Origin of the sequence: Intestinibacter sp., from assembly GCF_051866655.1 — a bacterium.
GTDB lineage: Bacteria > Bacillota > Clostridia > Peptostreptococcales > Peptostreptococcaceae > Intestinibacter.
This window is the reverse complement of sequence record NZ_JBJDXL010000337.1, coordinates 1-3,456: the sequence shown is the minus strand read 5'-3', so window position 1 is coordinate 3,456 and position 3,456 is coordinate 1. Positions and strand designations below refer to the sequence as shown.

The window sequence follows — 3,456 nt, the reverse complement described above, 5'->3', positions numbered from 1 at the left end:
AGCCTGTTCAGATAGTGGTGTATAGAGAAAGTATCGAAAATAGAATTATCTATCAGTTAATCTAAATCTGTGTCCCCTATTATTTCCATGATTTTATCCTCTGTCAATTCTTCATCTGTTAAATCTATATATTTTTGATTTTGTCTCTCGATAGTAGCTCTTTCTTCCTCTGGAGCTTCTTCTATTTGTTTTTTTAATCTATTTCTGCAATAACTATCGATATCTATAAAATGACCAACCTGAAGCTTAATCTTACAATTTTTAATTCTGCTTTCACGAATGCGATTCTTTCTCAAATTTTCTAACAGCTTAATTCGGTCATTACAATGATATTCAGGTACTAACTCAAACTGCCCCTCCTTCATAAGTTCTTTATTAATTTCTTTAAATACGTTCATATTATCCCCTCTTTCTAACTCTTCTAAATATATTATAGTTTAAAATTCCATCTATATTAAACTACATATAACTTATACAAGAAAAATTTCTCCATAAAAATCAATTACTTAATATCATTTAATTAGCAAAATAATATTACTTTCTCTCATTATTAATATATAACATTACAAAACATGTCCTTACGTGTTTTACTTAAATTCTTACCATCTTATAAAAATAATTATATTCATGCAAAAGAATACATTTACATAAATATTTTTATATTTTATAATTATAATATGAAATATTTGTTAAACGATTTTCCGAATCTATCTTCCTAAAGCTATGCCATGGATTTTAGATCTGGGTATATTTAGAAATAAATATACCTCCCATTGTGGAAAGGATGATTTAAATAAACAATATATAAATACCTTAAAACAATATCTTGGAAAATAGTAGCAATTTATTTATAGAAAATTTCAAACTTTTATATAATATTAGAACTACTATTCTATCTTGATATAGTAGTTTTTTAGGTCGTTTATTAAATCTCCTAAAATATAACAAATATTTTTAGAATAATACAATAAGGAGAGATAATAAATGAAAAAGACACAGTCTAAATTAATCACATTAATCATGTCAATTCTATTAATCATCCTCATATCTCCGGTAAATGTATTCGCCGGAAATGGAGATGGTAGCGGTGGTGGAGATGGACAAGGTAAAAATAAGCCTCTTGAACTTCTAAACCAATCTATACAAGACGATGACACAGACATCAGTCTTGAGCCTTACATAGTTCTTGATTTCAATAAAAATGTAGTTAATCTACTTGTAAAGGAAGATAATGAAAAATGCTTCAAGCTAACTGACTCAGACGGTAAATCAGTTAAAATAAACATCTTAATGGCAGATGATCAAGTAGATTTAGACAGAAGAAGACAAATAATCGTAGAGCCTGCTAAAGCATTAAAAGAAGATTCTAAATACACTTTAGAGATTTCTGATGATTTAGTTGCAAAAAGCGGAAGTAAACTAGAATCAGATATAGAAATAGAATTCACTACAGGAACAAGTAGTTCGACTAAATCTTCAAAAGACGAATACGATCCAGATGCAGTAGTCGAAGATGAAGATAAAGACAATAAAACTGAAGATAGTGACAATCAAAATAACGATGAAAAAACTGACAATAGCAACGAAAACAACGATAGCGAAAATAAAACTAATGAAAATGATCAACAAGTAAATCCAACATCAAATAACACAACAATCTATATAGCAATAGCAGTAGTTGCTGTTTTAATTATTGGTTTTGGAGTTTACTATAAAAAATCAAAAACTAAATAAACCATGAAAAAAGTCAATAAAATATTAATTTTATTTATCACAACATTAGTTTTATTTGTAGCAACAATTTGTATTGGGAGAGTCAGAATCCCACTTGATATAGTAGCTAAATGTTTATATAAAGGTATTTTCAACGGAAATGTGGAGGTTCCATACGATACCTATGTAATTATAATGAGTATAAGATTGCCTAGAGCGTGCTTAGCTGTTTTAGTAGGAAGCTCTCTTGCAATAGCAGGGGCAGCCTTTCAAGCGCTATTCCACAATCCACTAGTTTCTTCTGGGATACTTGGGATATCTTCAGGAGCTGGATTTGGAGCTGCTCTTTCTATAGTATTATTTTCAGGTACAATATTTACACCTGTATTCGCTTTTACATTTGGTGTACTCGCAGTTGCTCTTAGCTATTTTGTAGGTAGAGTATATAAAAATACTACAGCCATAACACTAGTCCTTGGAGGTACTGTAATAAGTAATATATTCTCAGCACTTTTGCAATTAGTTAAATACACTGCAGACCCTTACAATGAATTACCAGCTATAACATTTTGGCTTATGGGTAGCTTGAGCTCTACTGTGAGCAAAGACATTATACTTTACAGTATTCCTATGGTAGTAGGAACTATAGGTCTTTGTTTATTAGGCTGGAACCTAAACGTACTTTCTATGGGCGATAAGGAGGCAAAATCTCTAGGTATAAATGTAACCTTAAATAAAATACTAGTAATAGTATTCGCTACTATGACAACAGCTGGAGCCGTCTGTGTAAGTGGTTCTGTAGGATGGGTAGGCCTTGTAATTCCTCATATAAGTAGAATGATAATCGGAACAGACAACAGAGTACTTATGCCGACTACTATATTATTAGGAAGTAGCTTTTTGCTTATAGTAGATACTATCTGTAGAACTCTAACAGGCGCTGAGCTACCACTTGGAATAATTACTTCACTATTTGGCGGACCATTCTTTATCTACCTATTAAAGAAAACAAAGGGGGCTAACTGGCAATGAGTATCTTAGACATAAAAAATATAAGCTTTTCTTATGATGAAAAAGAGATTTCGAACCTGACCGGTATTGGGTACTTTACGAGTTTGGTTACTCTGTACTGCAACGATACCAAGCTGACAACGCTGGACGTCAGCAAAAATACCGCACTGGAGACTCTGCGGTGCCACAACAACAATTTGACCACGCTGGATGTCAGCAATAACACCGCACTGCATTATATGTGGTGCTACAATAACAAGTTGGAAACGCTAAATCTAGGCGAGAATACCGCACTGGAGGATCTGTTGTGTTATGATAACAATCTGACAACGCTGGATATCAGCAAAGATACAGCACTGTCGAAACTGGACTGCTCCGGTAATCAGCTGACCACTCTGAGTATCAGCAATAATACAGCACTGTTGGAGCTGAACTTCTCCGGCAATCAGCTGACCGATCTGGATGTCAGCGATCATCAGCTGAACTATTTGTACGCCAATGATAATCCCCAGTTGGAGACGCTGAACTGCTCCGGTAATAATCTTGTCGATCTGGATGTCAGCAATAACACAGCGTTGTCGGAGTTGAACTGCTCCAATAATAAGCTGTCGGATCTGGATGTCAGCAGCGATACCGTCCTGACGGATCTTAACTGCAGCAACAACCAACTGATCTCTTTGGACCTCAGTCAAAATGGTGATTTGGCTACACTTAACTGCGACAACAACTGGC

4 protein-coding genes and 1 riboswitch are annotated in these 3,456 nt (G+C 33.8%); of the genes, 3 read left to right on the top strand and 1 reads right to left on the bottom strand.

Annotated features, from left to right (window positions below):
* Positions 1–56 precede the first annotated feature (56 nt).
* Positions 57–398, bottom strand: a complete 342-nt coding sequence (locus ACI3VO_RS10020) for a hypothetical protein (RefSeq protein ID WP_439757788.1) — start codon at positions 396–398, stop codon at positions 57–59.
* A gap of 289 nt (positions 399–687) precedes the next feature.
* Positions 688–802: riboswitch (molybdenum cofactor riboswitch) on the top strand.
* A gap of 182 nt (positions 803–984) precedes the next feature.
* Here ACI3VO_RS10020 and ACI3VO_RS10015 point away from each other — a divergent pair.
* The 3 genes from ACI3VO_RS10015 to ACI3VO_RS10005 form a co-directional block, all read left to right on the top strand.
* Complete coding sequence (locus ACI3VO_RS10015; protein WP_439757787.1) at positions 985–1,734, top strand: Ig-like domain-containing protein; 750 nt, start codon at positions 985–987, stop codon at positions 1,732–1,734.
* 3 nt (positions 1,735–1,737) lie between these two features.
* The gene (locus tag ACI3VO_RS10010; RefSeq protein WP_439757786.1) at positions 1,738–2,745 is read left to right on the top strand and encodes a FecCD family ABC transporter permease; all 1,008 of its coding nucleotides are present in this window, start codon (positions 1,738–1,740) and stop codon (positions 2,743–2,745) included.
* On the top strand, positions 2,742–3,456 hold a 715-nt coding region (locus ACI3VO_RS10005; protein ID WP_439757785.1), incomplete at its 3' end, for a leucine-rich repeat domain-containing protein. The genes ACI3VO_RS10010 and ACI3VO_RS10005, both read left to right, overlap by 4 nt.

What these genes read in the sequence shown, in the direction of transcription:
- ACI3VO_RS10020 (WP_439757788.1), bottom strand. Translation starts at nt 398, where the DNA reads ATGAACGTATTTAAAGAAATTAATAAAGAACTTATGAAGGAGGGGCAG.
- ACI3VO_RS10015 (WP_439757787.1), top strand. Translation starts at nt 985, where the DNA reads ATGAAAAAGACACAGTCTAAATTAATCACATTAATCATGTCAATTCTA.
- ACI3VO_RS10010 (WP_439757786.1), top strand. Translation starts at nt 1,738, where the DNA reads ATGAAAAAAGTCAATAAAATATTAATTTTATTTATCACAACATTAGTT.